Raw genomic sequence first — 13,234 nt, forward strand, 5'->3', positions numbered from 1 at the left:
ATAGCTCTGCACGTCGGGCTGCAGCTGCGCGTCCCCGATCTTCTGGCGCGCCTGGCTCTCGCTGAGGTTCACCACGTTCGGCACCTGGACCTGGTCGGGCGCCGACGGGAAGAGCTTGGGCCAGAAGATGATCCCGGCGACGATCAGCGCGAGCACGGCGAGGGCGACGCCGATGATCACGCCCATGCGCGGGCCGCGGTCGTCATCAGCGTCGTCTACCAGCGGGACGAGCGAGGTCTGGCCCGTGGGCATCCCGGTGACGACCGTCGTACCGGCAGCAGGCGTGACCGGTGCGGCGACGACCGAGATCGGCCGGCCGTCGAGGTAGCGCTCGATGTCGTTGCGCATCGCCGCGGCCGACTGGTAGCGGTCCTCGACCCGCTTGGCCAGCGACTTCATCACGATCGCGTCGATCGCGGGCGGCAGGTCCCCGTCGTGGTCCGAGGGGGGAGCGGCCTGCTCGCGGACGTGCTGATACGCGACGGCCACCGGCGAGTCGCCGACGAACGGCGGCCGGCCCGTGAGGAGCTCGTAGAGGAGGCAGCCGGCGGAGTAGACGTCCGAGCGCGAGTCCACGGTCTCGCCACGGGCCTGCTCGGGCGAGAGGTACTGCGCGGTGCCGACGACGGCCGCGGTCTGGGTCATCGTGCTCGAGGCGTCGGAGACGGCCCGGGCGATGCCGAAGTCCATCACCTTGACGTCGCCGCTCGGGGTCAGCATCACGTTGCCGGGCTTGATGTCGCGGTGGATGATCCCGGCTCGGTGGGAGTAGTCCAGGGCCGACAGCACGCCGGAGGTGATCTCCAGGGCGCGCTCGGGCAGGATCTTGCGGCCCTCGCGGAGGATGTCGCGCAGCGTGCGGCCGGCGACGTACTCCATCACGATGTAGGGCTGCTTGATCTCGTGGCCCTCGTGATCGGCGTCCTTGACGGTCTCCTCGCCGGTGTCGTACACGGCGACGATCGCGGGGTGGTTCAGGCTGGCGCTGGACTGCGCCTCCCGGCGGAAACGGGCCTGGAAGGTCGCGTCGGAGGCCAGGTCGGTCCGCAGCCGCTTGACGGCGACGACACGACCCAGTCGCGCGTCGGTGCCCTTGCGGACCTCCGCCATCCCGCCCCGGCCCAGCAGCTCGCCGAGCTGGTAGCGGCCACCGACGGTGACCGGGGGTTTGGCGCCGCTGCCGGCGTTGTCGGCGTGGTCGGGGCTCATCGGATTTCCTTCCGGGCCGCGGGAGAGCTCGTCTCCGCGCTGGGGGTGGTGCTGGGCGACGTCGAGGTCGTCGGCGTCGGGGTCGGCGTGGGGGTGGGTGTCGGCGTCGGCGTGGGTGTCGGCGTCGGGGTGGGCGTCGGAGTCGGCGTCGTGCTGGGCAGCGGCCCGTAGTAGGCCACCGAGACGGTGTCGCCCGCGCTCAGACCCGTGGTCGGATCGACGGCGGCGACGGTGTTCGGTGTCTCGTTGCCGGGGTTCGGCACCCGGTGGCTGGTCGGCTTGAGACCCAGCGCCCGCAGATCAGCCAGTACGTCGTCCACGTTGCGCCCCACCATCTGGCTCTCGGTGAGACTGAACGTCGAGGCCGAGGCCGACGGCGAGCTGCTCGTCGACGGCGTGGTCGTGGGGGACGCGTCCGAGGTGGCCGACGGGGTGGTCGTCGGCGCCGGGGTGGACGGCGAGCCGTCGCCGCGCAGCATCAGCCAGCCCAGCAGGGCGATCACCGCGATCACGGCGACCGTGATGGCGATCGCCCAGCCGATCCGGGACCGCTCCTCGTCCTCAGCGGCCGCTGAGGCGCCCGCTGCCGTCCCCGCAGCCGTCGAGGGTCCCCGAGTGCCACCAGCCGCCGCTGCGGCGCCCAGGGCGCCCGCTCCGGCCGTCGGGAGGATCTGGGTCGCCGGCGTCACCGTCGTGACGGCGGTGGCGTCCGACACCGGCGGCACCGGGGCGATCACGTGCGGGGCGGTGGGGTCCATCGCGGCCCGCAGCGCTGCGGCGAAGACCGCACCGTCGGCGTACCGCTCGGCAGGCTTCTTCGTCAGGGCCTGCATCACCACCGCGGCGATCGCCGGGGGGACGCTGCTCGGCAGCGGCGGGACGGTGTCGTTGAGGTGCGCCAGCGCTGTCGCGACCGGGCTCTCCTTGTCGAAGGGCCGCACGCCGGTCAGGCACTCGTAGGCGACCACGCCGAGCCCGTAGACGTCGGAGGCAGGGGTGGCGGACTCGCCGCGGGCCTGCTCGGGGGAGAGGTACTGCGGGGTGCCCATCACCGCGCCGGTGCCGGTCAGCGCCATCGCGGAGAGGGCACGCGCGATGCCGAAGTCGGTGATCTTGAGGGTGCCGTCGGCGGTCACCAGCAGGTTGGCCGGCTTCACGTCACGGTGCACGATCCCGGCCCGGTGGGCCGCGGCCAGCGCATCCCCGGCCTGGGCGATCAGTCCGGCCACGATCGCCGGGTCCATCGGCTCACCGCGCCGGATCAGGGCCGACAGCGGCTGGCCCTCGACCAGCTCCATCACCAGGAACGGGCGCGCCAGTCCGTCGTCGTCGATCGAGCTGCCGACGTCCCAGACCGCGGCGATGCCGGGGTCCGAGAGCGCTGCGGCATGGCGGGCCTCGGCCTCGAACCGGGCCCGGAAGATGGTGTCGCCGGCGTACTCCTTGCGCAGCACCTTGATCGCGACGGGGCGTCCCAGCGCGGTGTCCTCACCGCGCCAGACCTCACCCATCCCGCCGGTCGCGATCAGGGAGTCGGCCCGGTAGCGGTTGCCGTTGTCGACGAAGTGGCTCACTTCAGCACCGCCTGCATCACGGCCTTCGCGATCGGGCCACCGTACTTGCCACCACCGATGTCACTGCGCGGGATGTCGGCGCTCTGGATCATCACCGCGACCGCCACCTTGGCGTTGTCGGCCGGGGCGAAGGAGGTGAACCAGGCGTACGGCGGCACGTTGGCCTGCCCCGACTGCGCGGTGCCGGTCTTGCCGGCCACCTTCACCCCCGGGATCGCCGCGGGCGAGGCGGTGCCGACGTCGACGGTCGAGACCATCAGCTTGGTGACCTCCTTGGCCGTCGAGGCCTTGATCGCCTGGGAGAACTTCTTGGGCTGCGTGGTCGAGACGGTGTCGGAGTCCGAGGACTGCACCTCCTCGACCAGGTACGGCTTCATCACCGCACCGTTGTTCGCGATCCCGGCCGCCACCATCGCCATCTGCAGCGGGGTGGCCCGGACCTCGAACTGGCCGAAGCCGCTCTGCCCGACCTGGGCCGCGTTCATCCCGCTGGGGAAGACCGAGGTGGCGGTGATCGACTTGCCGTTGGTGCCCTGCAGGTCGTCGAAGTAGGTCTGGTTGAACCCGAACTTCTCCGCGATCTCCAGCATCTTGTCGGCACCCACGCCGATCGCGAGCTGGGCGAACGTGGTGTTGCAGGAGTTCTCCAGCGCCTGCCGGAACGCGACGCCCTTGGAGGTGCCGCAGTTGCGGCCCTCGTTGCTGATCAGGCCGCTCGAGCCGTGCGTGAGCGGCAGCTGGTACGTCGACCCGCCCGGCACCGTCGAGTCGGCGTTGTACTTGCCGTTGCCGGCCTCGATCGCCGCCGCGGCGGTCAGGATCTTGAACGTCGACCCCGGGGGCAGCGTCATCTGCACGGCCCGGTTGAGCAGCGGCTGGGACTTGTCGGCGGCCAGCTTCTCGTAGGCCTTCTGGTTCGCGGCGAAGTCGTGCGAGGAGACCTTGTTCGGGTCGAACGTCGGCGTGCTCACCATCGCCAGGATCCGGCCGGTGCTGGGCTCGATCGCCACGACCGCACCCTCGACGTTGCCCGGGAGGGCCTTGAGTCCGTCGTACGCCGCCTTCTGCGCCTTGGCGTTGATCGTCGTCTCGACGTTGCCGCCCTTGGAGCCGGTGTTGGTCAGCAGGTCGGTGAGCCGGTTGACGAAGAGCCGGTTGTCGTCACCGGACAGCACCGAGTTCTGCGACTTCTCCACGCCCGTGACGGCGCCGCCGTAGGCGAAGTAGCCGGTGATCGGGGCGTAGATCTGCGGCTGCGGGTAGGAGCGCTGGTACTTGTACAGGTCGTCGCTCAGGATCGACTGCGCGATCGGGTTGCGACCCACCAGGATCGCCCCCCGCTCGCGGGAGAACTCCGCGTCGATCACCCGGCGGTTGCGGTTGTCGGCGTTGTAGGAGCCCGCAGCGAAGTACTGCAGGTAGGTCTGGTTGATCAGCAGAGCGGCGAAGAGGACGCCCAGCATGATCGAGATGATCCGGATCGGCTTGTTCACGGGTGGGTCCCTCGGATCACCTGAGTGGCAGTGTCGTCGGTCGGCACCGTGAGATCGGGCAGCGGTCGGCGGGCATGGTCGGAGATCCGCAGCAGCAGCGCGATGATCACCCAGTTCGCCACCAGACTGGAGCCGCCGTAGGAGAGGAACGGCGTGGTCAGACCGGTCAGCGGGATCAGGCGGGTGACGCCACCGACCACGGTGAAGACCTGGAGCCCGATGCTGACCGCCAGACCGACGGCCATCAGCTTGCCGACGTCGTCACGGCTGATCAGGGCGGTGCGCAGGCCACGCTCCACGATCAGGGCGTAGGCCACGATGATCGCCATCACGGCGCACAGGCCGAGCTCCTCGCCGATGCTGGAGATGATGAAGTCCGAGTTCGCGTACGGCACCCGGTAGGGCTTGCCCTCGCCGAGGCCACGGCCGATCAGGCCGCCCCAGGCCTGACCGAAGAGCCCCTCGACCAGCTGGAACGAGCCCGGGCTGCGGTCGTAGTACTCCATCGGGTGCAGCCAGATGTCGAACCGGTTGCGGACGTGCTCGAGGAAGCCGATCTTGCCGCTGAAGAGCCAGATCGCGCCGATCCCGACCACGAACAGGGCGCCGCCGACCGCGAGCCAGCCGGTGCGCTCCGTGGCGACGTACAGCATCACGATGAAGAGGCCGAAGAAGAGCAGTCCCGAGCCCAGGTCGCGCTGGGCGAGCAGGACACCGAGGCTGACCAGCCACATCCCCAGGATCGGGCCGAGGTCACGGCCGCGGGGCAGGTCGATGCCGCCGACCCGCTTGCCGGCCAGGGCCAGCGCGTCGCGGTGCAGCACCAGGTAGCCGGCGAAGGAGACCACCAGCAGCACCTTGGCGACCTCGCCGGGCTGGAAGCTCAGCGAGCCGACATGGATCCAGATCCGGGCGCCGTTGATGTTCTTGCCGATCCCCGGTGCCATCGGCAGCAACAGCAGCACCACCGCGGCCAGGCCGAACGTGTAGGTGAACCGTTGCAGGTTCCGGTGGTCGGTGAGGAAGACCAGGGTGGCGATGAAGAGGGCGACGCCGAGCGTCATCCAGAAGAGCTGCTTCGCGGCGAAGTCCTGCTTGCCCGAGGCGAGGTCGAGGCGGTGGATGATCGCCAGCCCGAACCCGTTGAGGGCCGCCACGATGGGGAGCAGGACGGGATCGGCGTACGGCGCGACCAGGCGGACCGTCACATGGGCGGCCAGGATCAGGCCGACCAGCCAGCCGCCGTAGCGGTAGATGTCGGCCGGGACCCGGTGGTCGACGCCGAGGCCGACCGCGGCGTAGGCGCCGATGCCGACGACCAGCGCGAGGATGATCAGGCCGAGCTCGGCGTTGCGCCGGCTGCGGTGGACCAGGCTGGTGGAGCTGGGGGCAGGTGCGAGGGAGACCATCAGGGCGTTCCGCTCGGTGAGGTGGTCGGTGTGGCGGTGGGGGTCGGAGTCGCGGTCGGTGTCGCGGTCGCTACCGGGGGTGCGGTGCCCGCGTCCGGGGTCTGGATCCGGGTGGCCAGGGTGCGGACGTAGTTCTCCGCAGCGCTCCGGCTGGTCTGGGCGACGCCCTCACGCACTGAGTCGGCGTCGAAGTCCGACAGCGAGCTGACCGTCACGTTGGTCGCCTCGTAGGGCTTGCCGAGCTCGATCCCGATGATCGAGGTGGGCAGGCCGCGGTAGATCGTCACGGTGTCGCCGTCGGCACCGACGTAGAACTGGCGCTGGGTCCAGGCGAACGCCACGCCGCCCGCGGCCCAGAGCAGACCGAGGACGAGTACGCCGGCCAGCAGCCGGCGCACCCAGAGCCGGCCCATCGGCGGGCGGGGCGCGTACCGGGCGAGCTCGGAGTCGATCGGGTCGTCGACCCGGGCGCCCTCGGGCAGGTCGTCGGTGACGGCACCGAGGGGGAGGGGTTCGAGCTCACCGGTGTCACCACCGCGGTGGCCCTTGAAGATCTTGCGCCGACGCAGCTCCGCGGCCGCACCGACCAGCTGCGGGATGGTGTCGACCGTCGGCTCCTCGCTGACGTCGGCGACCAGGCAGGTGACGTTGTCGGAGCTGCCGGCGTCCAGGCTGGCCCGGATCAGCTCCACCGCCGCGAAGTCGGGGGTGCCGGTGCTGAGGATGTCGGTCAGGCGGGCGTCCGAGAGCGAGCCGCAGACGCCGTCGCTGCACAGCATCAGCCGGTCACCGGCCTCCAGCGGCACCACGAACAGGTCCGGCTCGGCCTCGCGCAGGCCGTCGATCGCCCGCAGGATCAGGTTGCGGTGCGGGTGGTACCGCGCCTCCTCCTCGGTGATCCGGCCCTCGTCGACCAGGGTCTGCACGAAGGTGTGGTCGTGCGTGATCTGGGTGAGGCGGCCACCGCGCAGCAGGTAGGCCCGCGAGTCGCCGACGTGGCCGACCGCCAGCTGGGTGCCGTCGAAGAGGCCGACGGTCGCCGTCGTCGAGGTGCTCGACAGGGACGCATCGGTCTCGATCAGCTCCGCGATCCGGTCGTGGGCACGGTGCAGCGCCCCGGCCACCTGGGTGAGCAGGTCCTCGGCGGTGTGTTCGGGCGTCGGGGGCCGGTCCAGGTTGCGGATCTGGCTGACCGCGGTCGAGCTGGCGAGGTCACCGCGGGCCGCGCCGCCGACACCGTCACAGACGGTGAGCAGCCAGGGGCCGGCGTACCCGCTGTCCTGGTTGTCCTTGCGGATCCGGCCGACGTCGCTGATCGCGGCGAACTGGAGGTGCAGCGTCATTTGCGCAGCTCCAGGATGGTCTTCCCGATCCGGACCTGCGTGCCGAGGGTCAGCGTGGTCGGCTGGGTGAGGCGGACCGCACCGATGTAGGTGCCGTTCGTGGAGCCGAGGTCCTCGACGAACCAGGTGTCGCCGTTGGTCGCGATCCGGGCGTGCCGGGTCGAGACGTAGTCGTCGTCGAGCCGGATCGCGGCGTCGGGGCCGCGGCCGATCAGGATCGGCGCGAGGGCGAGGTCGACCCGCTCACCCTTGTTGCTGCCGTCGACGACGTACACGTGCGTCGGGACGCCGCGCTTGGGCGCCTTGGGCTGCTTGGCGGGCTTGCCCGGGGCACGGCCGTTCTTGCCCGGCTCGACTCTCGCCCCGAACAGATCCGAACGCAGCACCCCGACGGTGCTGAGCACGAAGATCCACAGGATCGCGAGGAACGCGATCCGGATCAGGAAGAGGGTCAGCTCGCTCATCCGGTCACCTGCCCGGCTCGGGGACAGGGGACAGCCATCGCGTCAGGCACTGGGCTCCTCGATCAGGTGGACCGTCATCACGGTGCGGCCGATCTTGACCTCCGTGCCGTCGTCGGCCAGCGCACTCTGCATCTTCTGACCGTTGATCAGCATGCCGTTGGTGGAGCCGAGATCGTGCACCTCGATCCGCGGGAAGGCACCCGCGGCGTTGGTCACCCGGAACTCGACGTGGCGGCGGCTCACGCCCGGGTCGTTGATCCGCAGATCGGCGTCGGAGCCGCGGCCGACGGTGACGGTGGTGTCCAGCGGATGCCGGGTGCCGTTCACCTCCAGGACGGCGTGCGCCCGGGTCAGACGGGTGTTGCTCGCGTCACCGCTGACCTGCGCCTTGGCCTCGCTGCGGATCCGGAAACGGCCGGTGGTCAGCTCGGTGTCGGGGGCGAACCCGATCGTGATCCGGCCGGGGAAGACGTAGCCCTGCGCGTCGGCGTACTCGCGTAGCTGGTGGGTGAGCTCGCCCTCCAGTGCGCTGTCGTACGGGCGCAGCCGCTCCAGGTCGGTGCCACTCAGCTCGACGTGGAAGTCGTTGGGCACCAGCTTGCGCTGGCGGGAGAGCACCTGAGCGTTGTTGTCGCACTCGCGCTGGAGGGCCGCGGCGATCTCCACGGGCTGCACAGCGCTGCGGAAGGTCTTCGCGAACAAGCCGGACACGAGGGACTCCAGCCGAGCCTCGAATCGTTGCAGTGCGCTCATCGCCCCTCCTTACGTTGTGAGATCAGCGCCAAGAGCCCGACGGGGAAACCGGGCTCGCTTGATCGTAACGGGGACCGCGCAGAGGGGGAGGGATGCGCGCCGGTTTGGGCGCCCGTCGCCGGGTCCGCTAGTCTTCTCTTGCTCCGGTTCGCCGGGGTGACGCGCGAGTGGCGGAATAGGCAGACGCGCACGGTTCAGGTCCGTGTGTCCGAAAGGACGTGGGGGTTCAACTCCCCCCTCGCGCACGTCAGCCAGAAGGCCCCCGATCTACGGATCGGGGGCCTTCTGCATTTCCGGGTCTGCGGAGTGGCCGCTGGAGCCGGCGCGGTCCGTCGCCGTGACCAAGAGGTCGTGTCGAGACTGCCGTCGCCGGGCGACGTCGAGCGAGGGGTTGGGGGCACCTGAGGGCGAGGCGCCTTCTGGCGCCGCGCCGTGAAACCCAGGTGAAGCGCCAGTGCGCGTTCTACGTGCAATACTGAAGTCAGTCCTGCTGGGAAGCGGCTGGACGCCACCTGAGGAGGTTTCTATGGTTCCAGCGTCGCCCGCCGAAGCTCTCGGTGCCCACACTCAACCTCTACGCGCAACCCTCGTCGATGCGATCCGGTCTCGGCACGACCTCGCCGCCGATGGGCACCTGGCGACTGGTTCGCGGTATGCGATGGGTTTCGGGAGTCAGTGGCGTGACCTGATGGACGACGCGCGCGAGGCTGTGACTAAATACGGGTTCCCGACGTGCAAGCTGATGCCGGGCGGCATTTCGGTTCCGATCGTCAACAACTGCCTGATTTACGTATGGCGCATCCCGTCGGCCCCTAACGCGGTCCGCAACTTTGCCTCCAGCCCGACCCGACAGGGTGGCTTCGAGGCTCAGCTTCCCCAAGGGATGCTCTTTGAGCCGACCTTCCCGGACAGCGCCATCGACGACCCCGCTGACGAGCCCCACGAGTTGGTTCGTGTCGTGAAAGAGGTCAGTGACGGCGTCATGCCCGTGGTGCTCGTGATGGTCGACTCCTCGCCGCGCCTTCTTCAGTCGATCAGTTGGGCAGTCGCGACCCTCGACGAAGAGGGCAAGGTGGACCTGAAGGGCGAGGAGACGATTTGGGAGGCCGAGCTCGTCGACGTCCAGGTTGAGACCGCTGAGGTCGAGTCGTTCGACAGCGGCGTGCCGGCGGTCCCCGTCGTCGAGGTTCAGGAGCAGGGGAGGCCACACTCGGATGCGTGATGACGCACCCAGCCTGTTCGACCTCCGCTCCGGGGGCGGACGTTCCGGCCGTTTCGAGCCTGCGCGTTTGACGCAGGCTCGGGCTCTCGCGGGACTCAGCAAGGCCGATCTCGCTGGTCAGGTCGGAGTCTCGGCCGCCGCCATCGGACAATACGAGGCTGGCATCACCTCACCGCGCCCGGACGTCGTCGACAAGCTCGCCGAGGCGACGAGTATGAAGTCGGACTTCTTCAACGTCGGCCGACCGCTGGCCCGGATCAATGAGGTCAACGCGCACTTCCGCAGCCTGCGTTCGGCCAGAGTGAGTGACCGACAGAAGGCTTTGGCGACCGCGACGCTGGTCTGGGAGCTGACTTTCGCGCTCGAGCGCTACGTACGCTTGCCCGAGGTCGACCTTCCAGAGGTTGGGCCCGGGACAACGCCCGCTGAGGCGGCCGCGCTGCTACGACGGCACTGGAAGCTGCCGGACGGGCCAGTACGACACCTCACGGCCACTGCGGAGTCACACGGCGTCGTCGTCGTCATCCGGCCGCTCGCAGAGATCGACGCCGTCGATGCTTTCTCGCTCAAGATCGTCGAACGGCCGATCATCGTGATGACGCCGCGCCGGAGCGAGAACGTCTTCCGCCACCGGTTCTCGATCGCCCACGAGATCGGACATCTCCTGCTGCACGATGACGTCAGTGAGCCCACCGCAGCGATTGAGCGTGACGCCGACGAGTTCGCTGCAGCCTTCCTTACGCCCGCAACCTCCATGGATGTCGCTTTGCCAGCGAGACTGGACCTTGCGGTTCTTGACCGGCTTGGCCGGACGTGGGGCGTGTCCTCAAGTTCGTTGGTCCGCAGGATGGTTGAGCGGGGCCGTACGACCGAGTCCTCCGCCCGGCGGGCCTACCAGCGGCTTGCGCGGTCCAACGACCCAGCTGCCGATCCAACAAGCGCGTACCCCGGAGAGACGCCAAGCCTCCTAAAGCGTGCTGCAGAGCTTGCCGGCGAGCACGGCACGACTATTCCTGCTATCTCCGAGGCTGTACGACTCAATCCGAGCATGGTGAGGGGCCTGCTGGGAGACGCGGATCACCGCCCTGTGCTCCGCCTCGTTTGACCCGTCGGCCGTTCGCCGCTCAGGGAGCGGATTTGCCATGCGAACGCCACATCAAGGGTTGCGGTGGGCACGTCGGACGGAATGGGTACGAACGACGGAGCACCAGTCGACGTCGGCGAGGACGAGAACGGAAACAGCGGCAGCTGGCATTACCAAGCCGCTCCCATGCCTGCGACTTCCGGAACCACGACGAGTGCCCGTGGGTGGCCGAGCATCCATCTTGGAAGAGAGGTGAGCGCGTAGTTGAACAACAAGAAGGGGGGCCTTGGCCCCAGGCAGGTCTGCTTGAGGATGATCAAGCCGCCAGCACCGAGCCACGCATTCCCATCGTGATAACGCCATCCTGCGCCTGTGCTACTTCCCGGCGCGCTAGGGAGGAGTCAGGCCTGCAACTAGCGTGGGCTAACTGAGCGCGTGGATGGCCTGTCGAGACGGTGGCTAGCTCTTCATAGGTCAGCGTAATTGGGCGCGAAGTACGGGCTCTCGGCCTCGTGGGGCAGGCCAGAACCCGGCTGTCGACGGATCCAGCGGACCCCGTAGTCCTCGAGAAGGGCGGCGAGGGTGAGGCTTGGGAGGTTCTCGTCGTCGAGGAGGTCGTCGTCAGACGGCCCGTCGGCGAACCCGCTGAATCCGATTGTGCTGACGGCATATGCCTGGAAGCGGCCGGTGGGCCAGAGGTTGTCAACGGTCTCCCGGGCAGCGGACTCGTTCTCTGCGACGGCCACCAGCCTTGCGGGCTGAGAGGGCATGTGGTCTTGAAGTAGTTGGAGGAAGTGTCGCTCTCGTGCCCGCCAACCGATCGCGACCATAGTCGTTACCTTTCCTAGGTCGTCGGTCAGGGCTTCTCGGTGATCTGGCGGCATGGTGAACACCGACTTGCGGCGCACGGGAATCGAAAGGGCCGGAAGCCAGACCTTCGTCAAGTCCTCTGGATCCTGATAGTCGAATCCGTCGTCGTCCACGGGGGGATCGGTCTGTTGCCACTCCTCAAGCCACTCAAGAGTGTGGGCTTCCTTGATCGCTTGATGCCAGCCCGCTTCGCCGATTAGGAGCTCTTGGTGATTGAGACTCCACCGTGCTGCCTGGCGCCATAGGACCGATCCGTGTGGCTTGTAGATATGGATGTCGTTGGAGGAGGTGAAGTCCGCCAGGTCATTGATTGGGTGGCCGAATGCGCGGTCGACCGCCTGTTCCAAGAGCAGGTCGTAGTTAAAGCTCACGCAACTGATCGGGTGGCGCCCTTCGGGGTGCTGACCCTCAGCATTCCAGCGGTCGACAGCGCTGAGCGCTTGGACGTAGTTGGTCAGGCCCTGACATTGCTCGGCCCAGTCGCTCGGGATTTGGGTGAGCAGCCGTGCAAGGTATCCGCGGAAGGCCAGCAGTTGCGCTGATCTTGCCGGGTAGGAGTTCGCGGAGGCGCTGATCTTTTCCAGGACCTCCTCGACGTCTTCGCCGCGCGCGACCGCCTTCCGGAGATCCATGATGATCGGTGCTGCTCTTGGGAATTCGGCGACGATGTTCTGGCCATCGATGCTTGGTGGGGTGAACAACTCTTTGGCAAGGGGCGGCCGGGAGTCGCCATAGAGGTACTCCTCTTCCGGGTAGCCAGGGCGCCGGAGGGGGTCGCTGTCGAAGGATGCCCCTGCGCCGAAGACGAACATCAGCATGGACGGTTTCTAGCACCCAGCGCTTTGGTCCGTACTCCGTTCGTGCCGACTCTCGGGATTGCGCCACCGTCTCCCAGCCGTGCGATCAGTGCCCAGCTGGCGTGTCGCGGATCCGCCCGCGTCTCGATCGGGGCGGTAGCGCCAGTTCGAAACGGGCGGCGCACGCATCAGAGGAGGAACCGGGGCCGGTGCCCTCGCCTAGCGGCCGACCGCGGCGGCAGCACGGTCCAAGAACTGCTCGAGGAAGTGGAAGTAGCTCTCCCGCTGTTCGTCGCTGAACTCAGTCTCCAACGAATCGACCACGTCCCGTTCAAGCGCGGACCTTGCGTGACTTGCAGCTATCCATACCTCGTCGGGTCCAAGGATCTGCAACTGGTGGAGAGCGCCTACGAGGTCCTTGTCGTCGGTCCTGTAGTTCGTGGTCCGGGGAACATAAGCTGCCAGGTTCGCCTCGACATCGTTCTGGATTCTTCCGAGGTCGGCTAGAACCTCGGCGTACAGAACTTGACGATGTTCGCGCAAGAAGTTGGCCCGGTCGGCCTCGTTACTAGCGTGAACCCCCACGAGAACGACCGCGATCGCGGTGAGCGTGGCCACGAACGGGCTAAGGACCGTGGCCCACGGCACGAATCTATCGATCCGTGACCGAGCTTCGGCGCTGGTCGCTGGTCCTCCGATGATCACGGCTGGTGCGGCAGCGAGCCTTCGTACGTACGGCATTCGTCGAACAGTAGCGGCGAAGTCATCCGGTCGCTCATGAGTCGGGTAACGTGCGACGGTCCTCGTTCCATTCATTGCTCTCGAGGCCCCGATCCTGACGGCGAGGGCGTCGAAGCTAGGCAACGTTCTACCGACTGTCGGGGCCGAGTGGAGCATCTCGGCCTGGAGACTCGAGGTTAGGCGGGCGCCTTGGCGTCGCTGCTCAAATCGATTCACGCTGGGCTGACCCTTCTGGGGTGCCTGAAGGGGTCAGCTCTAGTCAGGCGACTTTTCTG

11 protein-coding genes and 1 tRNA gene are annotated in these 13,234 nt (G+C 68.2%); 3 read left to right on the top strand and 9 right to left on the bottom strand.

Annotated elements, in window-relative coordinates; translation table 11 throughout:
• The 7 genes from pknB to Q1V88_RS06610 all read right to left on the bottom strand — a co-directional run.
• On the bottom strand, nucleotides 1-1,209 hold a 1,209-nt coding region (gene pknB, locus Q1V88_RS06580), incomplete at its 3' end, for a Stk1 family PASTA domain-containing Ser/Thr kinase (RefSeq protein ID WP_300679547.1).
• Nucleotides 1,206-2,783, bottom strand: coding sequence for a serine/threonine-protein kinase (locus Q1V88_RS06585; RefSeq protein WP_300679550.1), 1,578 nt, complete (start codon nucleotides 2,781-2,783; stop codon nucleotides 1,206-1,208). The genes Q1V88_RS06585 and pknB, both read right to left, overlap by 4 nt.
• Nucleotides 2,780-4,276, bottom strand: coding sequence for a penicillin-binding protein 2 (locus Q1V88_RS06590; protein WP_300679552.1), 1,497 nt, complete (start codon nucleotides 4,274-4,276; stop codon nucleotides 2,780-2,782). The genes Q1V88_RS06585 and Q1V88_RS06590 overlap by 4 nt, the downstream gene beginning before the upstream one ends.
• Entirely contained in the window at nucleotides 4,273-5,685 is a 1,413-nt protein-coding gene (locus Q1V88_RS06595) for an FtsW/RodA/SpoVE family cell cycle protein (protein WP_300679555.1), read from the bottom strand. The genes Q1V88_RS06590 and Q1V88_RS06595 overlap by 4 nt, the downstream gene beginning before the upstream one ends.
• Nucleotides 5,685-7,028, bottom strand: a complete 1,344-nt coding sequence (locus Q1V88_RS06600; RefSeq protein WP_300679558.1) for a protein phosphatase 2C domain-containing protein — start codon at nucleotides 7,026-7,028, stop codon at nucleotides 5,685-5,687. Before Q1V88_RS06600 ends, Q1V88_RS06595 begins: the two co-directional genes overlap by 1 nt.
• Nucleotides 7,025-7,492 (bottom strand): FHA domain-containing protein, encoded by a 468-nt coding sequence (locus Q1V88_RS06605; protein ID WP_300679561.1) that lies wholly within the window; start codon nucleotides 7,490-7,492, stop codon nucleotides 7,025-7,027. Before Q1V88_RS06605 ends, Q1V88_RS06600 begins: the two co-directional genes overlap by 4 nt.
• A gap of 42 nt (nucleotides 7,493-7,534) precedes the next feature.
• Nucleotides 7,535-8,245, bottom strand: a complete 711-nt coding sequence (locus Q1V88_RS06610) for a DUF3662 and FHA domain-containing protein (RefSeq protein ID WP_300679564.1) — start codon at nucleotides 8,243-8,245, stop codon at nucleotides 7,535-7,537.
• 161 nt (nucleotides 8,246-8,406) lie between these two features.
• Here Q1V88_RS06610 and Q1V88_RS06615 point away from each other — a divergent pair.
• The 3 genes from Q1V88_RS06615 to Q1V88_RS06625 all read left to right on the top strand — a co-directional run bounded on the left by Q1V88_RS06615 (nucleotide 8,407) and on the right by Q1V88_RS06625 (nucleotide 10,572).
• Nucleotides 8,407-8,490 (top strand) — tRNA-Leu (locus tag Q1V88_RS06615).
• Between the two features lie 443 nt (nucleotides 8,491-8,933).
• Nucleotides 8,934-9,467: a hypothetical protein gene (locus tag Q1V88_RS06620; protein ID WP_300679567.1), complete on the top strand. Its 534-nt coding sequence runs from the start codon at nucleotides 8,934-8,936 to the stop codon at nucleotides 9,465-9,467.
• A 67-nt stretch (nucleotides 9,468-9,534) separates the two neighbouring features.
• Nucleotides 9,535-10,572, top strand: coding sequence for an ImmA/IrrE family metallo-endopeptidase (locus Q1V88_RS06625; protein WP_300679569.1), 1,038 nt, complete (start codon nucleotides 9,535-9,537; stop codon nucleotides 10,570-10,572).
• Nucleotides 10,573-11,018: 446 nt separating this feature from the next.
• Here the strand turns inward: Q1V88_RS06625 and Q1V88_RS06630 are convergent, their stop codons facing one another.
• Complete coding sequence (locus tag Q1V88_RS06630) at nucleotides 11,019-12,239, bottom strand: SIR2 family protein (RefSeq protein ID WP_300679572.1); 1,221 nt, start codon at nucleotides 12,237-12,239, stop codon at nucleotides 11,019-11,021.
• A 198-nt stretch (nucleotides 12,240-12,437) separates the two neighbouring features.
• Nucleotides 12,438-12,836 carry a hypothetical protein gene (locus Q1V88_RS06635; protein WP_300679575.1) on the bottom strand — a complete coding sequence of 133 codons (399 nt, stop codon included), beginning with the start codon at nucleotides 12,834-12,836 and terminating at the stop codon, nucleotides 12,438-12,440.
• Between the last annotated feature and the right edge of the window lie 398 nt (nucleotides 12,837-13,234).

The sequence above is a fragment of the Nocardioides sp. genome, assembly GCF_030150155.1.
Lineage (GTDB): Bacteria > Actinomycetota > Actinomycetes > Propionibacteriales > Nocardioidaceae > Nocardioides.

Coding starts and splice junctions, on each gene's coding strand:
- Q1V88_RS06610 (WP_300679564.1), bottom strand. CDS start 8,245: ATGAGCGCACTGCAACGATTCGAGGCTCGGCTGGAGTCCCTCGTGTCC.
- Q1V88_RS06600 (WP_300679558.1), bottom strand. CDS start 7,028: ATGACGCTGCACCTCCAGTTCGCCGCGATCAGCGACGTCGGCCGGATC.
- Q1V88_RS06605 (WP_300679561.1), bottom strand. CDS start 7,492: ATGAGCGAGCTGACCCTCTTCCTGATCCGGATCGCGTTCCTCGCGATC.
- Q1V88_RS06630 (WP_300679572.1), bottom strand. CDS start 12,239: ATGCTGATGTTCGTCTTCGGCGCAGGGGCATCCTTCGACAGCGACCCC.
- Q1V88_RS06595 (WP_300679555.1), bottom strand. CDS start 5,685: ATGGTCTCCCTCGCACCTGCCCCCAGCTCCACCAGCCTGGTCCACCGC.
- Q1V88_RS06620 (WP_300679567.1), top strand. CDS start 8,934: ATGGACGACGCGCGCGAGGCTGTGACTAAATACGGGTTCCCGACGTGC.